This window comes from Cupriavidus sp. FW305-46, assembly GCF_058787075.1.
This window is the reverse complement of sequence record NZ_JBYSZI010000124.1, coordinates 1-5,425: the sequence shown is the minus strand read 5'-3', so window position 1 is coordinate 5,425 and position 5,425 is coordinate 1. Positions and strand designations below refer to the sequence as shown.

6 protein-coding genes are annotated in these 5,425 nt (G+C 70.7%); 2 read left to right on the top strand and 4 right to left on the bottom strand.

The window, feature by feature from the left end:
* The 3 genes from AC3WON_RS30895 to AC3WON_RS30885 form a co-directional block, all read right to left on the bottom strand.
* Positions 1-469, bottom strand: a 469-nt coding sequence (locus tag AC3WON_RS30895) for a GDYXXLXY domain-containing protein (RefSeq protein WP_492353458.1), incomplete at its 3' end; no start/stop codon positions are given.
* The gene (locus tag AC3WON_RS30890; protein ID WP_492353457.1) at positions 466-1,584 is read right to left on the bottom strand and encodes a DUF4401 domain-containing protein; all 1,119 of its coding nucleotides are present in this window, start codon (positions 1,582-1,584) and stop codon (positions 466-468) included. The genes AC3WON_RS30895 and AC3WON_RS30890, both read right to left, overlap by 4 nt.
* Complete coding sequence (locus AC3WON_RS30885; protein ID WP_492353456.1) at positions 1,581-2,606, bottom strand: DUF2157 domain-containing protein; 1,026 nt, start codon at positions 2,604-2,606, stop codon at positions 1,581-1,583. Before AC3WON_RS30885 ends, AC3WON_RS30890 begins: the two co-directional genes overlap by 4 nt.
* A gap of 155 nt (positions 2,607-2,761) precedes the next feature.
* Between AC3WON_RS30885 and AC3WON_RS30880 the strand changes: the two genes are divergently transcribed.
* A complete protein-coding gene (locus AC3WON_RS30880) occupies positions 2,762-3,562 on the top strand; it encodes a 5'-methylthioadenosine/adenosylhomocysteine nucleosidase (protein ID WP_492353455.1) in 801 nt (266 codons plus the stop codon).
* Positions 3,563-3,611: 49 nt separating this feature from the next.
* On the opposite strand, the gene AC3WON_RS30875 is transcribed toward AC3WON_RS30880, so the two are convergent.
* On the bottom strand, positions 3,612-3,857 hold the full coding sequence (locus AC3WON_RS30875; protein WP_010809883.1) for a hypothetical protein: 246 nt from the start codon (positions 3,855-3,857) through the stop codon (positions 3,612-3,614).
* A 180-nt stretch (positions 3,858-4,037) separates the two neighbouring features.
* On the opposite strand from AC3WON_RS30875, the gene hemA reads away from it, so the two are divergent.
* Positions 4,038-5,342, top strand: a complete 1,305-nt coding sequence (gene hemA, locus AC3WON_RS30870; protein ID WP_010809882.1) for a glutamyl-tRNA reductase — start codon at positions 4,038-4,040, stop codon at positions 5,340-5,342.
* Positions 5,343-5,425: the final 83 nt, after the last annotated feature.

Genomic DNA, 5,425 nt, shown 5'->3' with positions numbered 1-5,425 from the left:
ACCCCAGCAGCAGCGCCTGCCCGTCCGCCCCCACGCGAAATTCCCCATACTGCGCCTGCGCAAACCGCTCGCCCTGCCCCTCCTGGAAGAAATACGCATCGGTCGACACCTGCACCTGCGTGCCGCCCCAGCGCGAGCGGGCGACCTGGTAGCGCAGCAGCTGCTCCCCTGCCGCCAGCGGCTCGCCGCCGTGTACGCGCACAAAGCTGGCCACGCCCTGTTCATCGCGGCGGATCACGGCCACGCCGTCGCGGGGTGGCCGGTCGTCCTGCGTCTGAGCGGTGCGGATCTGGTTGCCGATGTCAAAGTTCAGCGCCATGTAGTCGCCCTGCATCAGCGAGCGCGGGTCGACCGGGGCGAGCTTGAGGTAGACGGTATCGCCGCGTGCCAGCAGGCGCTCCTTGCCGGCGATGCCGGCGGCGGCGAGTGCCAGCGTCAGGGCCCAGGCAATCAGGATCCAGCGTTTCATGCGGCCTCCTTGCCGGTGCGGGTGCGCAGCAGCCAGTAGCGGCCGGCCAGCAACAGTGCGCCGGCCGCGGCGAGCGTGGCGGACTTGGCCACAAGGGTCCAGTGCAGCGCGCTGTAGTACCAGATAAAGCCGACAGCGATGCTGGCGATGCCCAGGCCCAGCCACGGCATCGACGCGCGGCGCAGCGCCAGGCCGAGCGCGAGAACTCCTGCCACGACCGCGGGCGCGGCCGCCATCAGCGCGCCGAAGGCCGCCACGCCGGCAAGGACGGCGCCCTGCAGGGCGGGGCTGAGCGCCAGCCGGCGGCATTCGACGAGCGCGAAGCCGGCCAGCACCACTGTGGCCAGCCCGCCCGCGACCCAGTGCGCGAGCGGGATGCGTCCGGCTTCCGGGCCGCCCAGCCAGGCCAGCGGATGGCTCATGCCGGTGACGACCAGTGCGACGGCCAGCGTGAACAGCAGCGTCGCGTCGGCCAGCGGTTCCAGCAGCGTGTGGCGGCCGGCCGCGCACAGGCGTGCTTCGGCCAGCGCGAAACCCGTCACCAGCGCGCAGCCGAGCGGCACCAGCCAGCCGAGGGACCACGTCAGCAACAGCCAGTCGTCCGGCTCGCTGCCGGCCAGGACGAGATGCACGGCGCCTGCCAGCCCGATCCATGCGCCCACCGCGCACAGCAGCCGGTGCAGCCGGTTCGGGACCAGCAAGGCGAGCGCGGCCTCGAACAGTGCCAGCCCGGCCCAGAAGCCTGCGCTCTCGGTGACGCGCGTGAAGCCCAGGGCCTCGACCAGCCCGAACACGGCCATGCCCTGCCCGCTCAGGCTCACGGCCAGCGCGAATTGCCCCGCGGCAATGCCGCCGCCACGCCAGTACAGCAGCGCGGCCAGCGCGATCATGGCCAGGCCGGTCACCGCCATGGCGATGCCGTTCTCGCGCGCGGCGACGAAGACCGTGCCGACCAGGAAGAGCTGGAAGAACAAGGCACCGAGCCAGCCCGCCGCGCCCATCAGGCAGCGCACGGCCCAGGGGGTGTGGGTATGGTCGGGCCGCTCGCCCTGTACCTCGCCGCGTGCGGCGAGGTCCTGCCAGAGCCGTTGCCCGGTCTGCAGTTCGGTCGTCATGCCTGCTCCAGTTGGCCGCGCCAGGCACGCATCAGCCAGGTGGCCGCGCCGGCGGCAAGGCCGATGGTTACCAGCCCGAGCAGCAGGAAGGCGCCGAAATCGTCCTTGCCCTCGAACAGCACCTTGGCGATGCCGGCCACCGCCAGCACGATGCCGGTCAGGCAGGCCAGGCTCAGCACCACGATGTCGAAGGCACGCTGGCGGAACCACCAGACCAGGGCGGCTAGTACCACCAAGGCGAGCGCGAATGCTGCACCGTCGAAATGGCTGTCCAGCAGGCTGGCCAGCCCCAGCGAGCCGGCGTGCACGCAGGCCAGCGCGGCCAGCATGCGGCTGCCGGTCTGCCCACGGAAGCCCAGCGCCGGCGCGCGGGCGCACAGCAGCTGCCACAGCACCAGTTGCAGCACCACCGCGCCCAGCAGCGCCAGCGTGGCGGTGCGCATATGGCGGGTATCGAACAACAGCGCGAACACGCCTTCGACACCGAAGCGGATGCTGAAGTAGCGCAGCAACGCCACGTTGCCGACCACGATCACCAGCCACCAGTGCGGTGCGGCGCGCGCCGCCAGCGCCCAGGGCACCGCCAACAACGCCCATAGCGCAAACAGCTGCCAGGCGTCGGCGCCGGTCTGGTAGGTCTGCCCGATCACCGCGAGCAGCACGCCGGCGACGACCTGCGCGCCGCCCAGCGCGGCCCGGCCCGCGGTGTCGCCAGCCGGGCGCAGCCAGGCAAATGCGGCGAGCAGCGTGAGCGCGCCGGCCAGCAGGCCGAACTTGGAAAACTTGTGGAGATCCTGCCAGTTGAAGGCGAAGAACACGATCACGCCCGCGCACAGCAGCGCGGTGCCCAGCGCCATCAGCGCCGTGTCCAGCCAGCGGCGCCAGTCGGTGGCGACGGGCTCGGTGCGCGCCCACGGCGCAGGGACGCCGGCCGCGTCCAGGCGCCCCAGTGCGCGCCAGTCGGCCAGTGCCCGGCGGATGGCGCGCCGTTCGCCGGTGGCTACGGTGGGTGTGCCTTGCATGTAAGTGTCCTTACGTGCTGAGATGACGGGGACTTTAGCAAAGCGGCGCGGGGGCCGCACCTGTTCCGTGGGAGGGTGCGTTGCGGTCGCGCTCTGATCTATGCCCGGCCTGCGCGGGCCGGTATGCTGTGGTTTTTTCGTCCTGCGCCCGCTCCATGACTCTCGGAATCCTTGCCGCCATCCATGATGAAGTCGATGGCCTGGTGGCCGCCATGCGCCATGACGACAGCCGCGCCACGGTGCGTACCATCGGCATGCGCGACTACTATGCCGGCCAGCTGCTCGGGCAGCCGTGCGTGCTGGTGCTGGCGCGCATGGGCAAGGTGGCGGCGTCGGCGACCACGGTCACCCTGATCCGCGAGTTCGGCGCGACGCAGATCGTCTTCACCGGGCTGGCCGGGGGCATTGGCGCCGGCACCAATGTCGGCGACATCGTCATCGCCGACCGCACCATCCAGCATGACCTCGACGCACGTCCGTTCTTCGGCCGCCATGAAGTGCCGCTGCTGGACCGTGCCGAGTTCCCGGCCGACCCGGCGCTGACCGCCGAGCTGGAAGCCGCCGCGCGCGAATTTCTGCAGCTGGACCTGCCTGCCGAGGTGTCGCGCGAGGTGCTGGAACGATTCGGCGTAGCCGCGCCGGCGCTGCACCACGGCATGATCGCCAGCGGCGACCAGTTCATCGGCTCACCGGCGGCGGTGACGGAGTTGCGTGAGCGGCTGCCCGGATTGCTGGCGGTGGAAATGGAAGGCGCCGCGGTGGCGCAGGTCTGCCACGAATACGGCGTGCCGTATGCCGTGATGCGGACCATTTCGGACCGGGCCGACGATAGCGCCCATGTGGACTTCGCGGCATTCCTGAAGGATGTGGCCAGTCACTATTCCAGCGGCGTGCTGCGCCGGCTGCTGGCGGGAAGAGCCAAAGCCGACACTGTTCAAACGCCGGTCCGCTTCTGATCGAAGTCAAGCGGCGAGCGGATTCCCGCCGCCGCGGTCAGTTCTGTTCTTACCGCCCGCGCGGCCGCAGCGCGCCCCAGGCCCCCACCAGCAGCGCCGAGCCGGCGATCACCGCCAGCCAGCTGCTGAGCTGCCCGTCGATAAACAGGTGCAAGGCCCGGCCGCCGTAGAAAGCGCCCGCCGCACCCGCCGCACCCAGCACCAGCGCGGCCGGCAGGGTCACCACGCGCCCTGCCGGATGCAGCCGGCGCGCCGCCAGCCCCACCAGCAAACCCACGATCAAGGTGCCCAGCATCCGCTTCTCCTGTGTTGTCAGCATCACAGCCGCAAGGGCTGCGGCGTAACGATACTGCAATCCGGGGCCGCTGCCATGCCCCCGCCCGGCCCGGATGGCCCAGCACCCTGCAATTAGCGATCCCGGCGGTATAATGGCATCCGGTCCGGCCACGCTCCGGACCGTACCCGTCCCCTACAAATGCAACTGCTCGCGATCGGCATCAATCACACAACGGCACCCGTCTCGCTGCGCGAGCGGGTGGCGTTTCCGCTCGAGCAGATCAAGCCCGCGCTGGGTGCGCTGCGCTCCCACCTGTCGGGGCGCAGCGGCACCGAAGCCGCCATCCTGTCCACCTGCAACCGCACCGAGATCTACTGCGCGACCGACGTCCTGACGCCGGGCACGGATGGTTTCGAGCACACCCTGCGCTGGCTGTCGCAGCACCACAACGTTCCCGCCGGCGAACTGGCGCCGCACCTGTACGCGCTGCCGCAGTCCGAAGCCGTGCGCCATGCCTTCCGCGTGGCCAGCGGCCTGGATTCGATGGTGCTGGGCGAGACCCAGATCCTGGGCCAGCTCAAGGACGCCGTGCGCACCGCCGGCGAGGCCGGCTCGCTGGGCACGTACCTGAACCAGCTGTTCCAGCGCACCTTCGCGGTGGCCAAGGAAGTGCGCGGCCAGACCGAGATCGGCGCACATTCGGTATCGATGGCCGCGGCCGCGGTGCGGCTGGCGCAGCGGATCTTTGAAAGCGTCTCGACCCAGCGCGTGCTGTTTATCGGCGCGGGCGAGATGATCGAACTGTGCGCCACGCACTTCGCCGCGCAGCAGCCGCGCCAGATCGTGGTGGCCAACCGCACCGTCGAGCGCGGCGAAAAGCTCGCCGAGCAGCTCTCCGGCCAGGGCCTGACCGCCAACGCGATCCGCCTGACCGACCTGGGCGAGCGCCTGCATGAGTTCGATATCGTGGTGTCCTGCACCGCCAGCTCGCTGCCGATCATCGGCCTGGGCGCGGTGGAGCGCGCGGTCAAGCGCCGCAAGCACCGCCCCATCATGATGGTCGACCTGGCCGTGCCGCGCGACGTCGAGCCCGAAGTCGCGCGCCTGGACGACGTCTTCCTGTACACCGTCGACGATCTCGGCGCGATCGTGCGTGAAGGCAATGCGATGCGCCAGGCCGCGGTGGCGCAGGCCGAGGCCATCATCGAAAGCCGGGTGCAGAACTTCATGCACTGGCTGGAAACCCGCAGCGTGGTGCCGGTCATCCGCGAACTGCAGACCAGCGGCGAAGCCATCCGCCAGGCTGAACTGGAACGCGCGCGCCGCATGCTGGCACGCGGCGACGACCCCGAAGCCGTATTGGAGGCCCTCTCCGGTGCGCTGACCCGCAAGTTCCTGCATGGCCCCACCCACGCACTGAACCACACCCAGGGCGAGGACCGCGAGGCGCTGCTGCGCCTGGTGCCGGGCCTGTTCCGCCACAGCAGCCACTCCGAGCGCTAGCCGCTCTGCCCTTGCGCCGCGCGCGCCCTGCCGCGCCGGCACGCCGCCGCCCGCCCGCGGGTAGCCCCCGCCCCAGGGCCACC

What these genes read in the sequence shown, in the direction of transcription:
- AC3WON_RS30880 (WP_492353455.1), top strand. Translation starts at nt 2,762, where the DNA reads ATGACTCTCGGAATCCTTGCCGCCATCCATGATGAAGTCGATGGCCTG.
- AC3WON_RS30875 (WP_010809883.1), bottom strand. Translation starts at nt 3,857, where the DNA reads ATGCTGGGCACCTTGATCGTGGGTTTGCTGGTGGGGCTGGCGGCGCGC.
- hemA (WP_010809882.1), top strand. Translation starts at nt 4,038, where the DNA reads ATGCAACTGCTCGCGATCGGCATCAATCACACAACGGCACCCGTCTCG.
- AC3WON_RS30885 (WP_492353456.1), bottom strand. Translation starts at nt 2,606, where the DNA reads ATGCAAGGCACACCCACCGTAGCCACCGGCGAACGGCGCGCCATCCGC.
- AC3WON_RS30890 (WP_492353457.1), bottom strand. Translation starts at nt 1,584, where the DNA reads ATGACGACCGAACTGCAGACCGGGCAACGGCTCTGGCAGGACCTCGCC.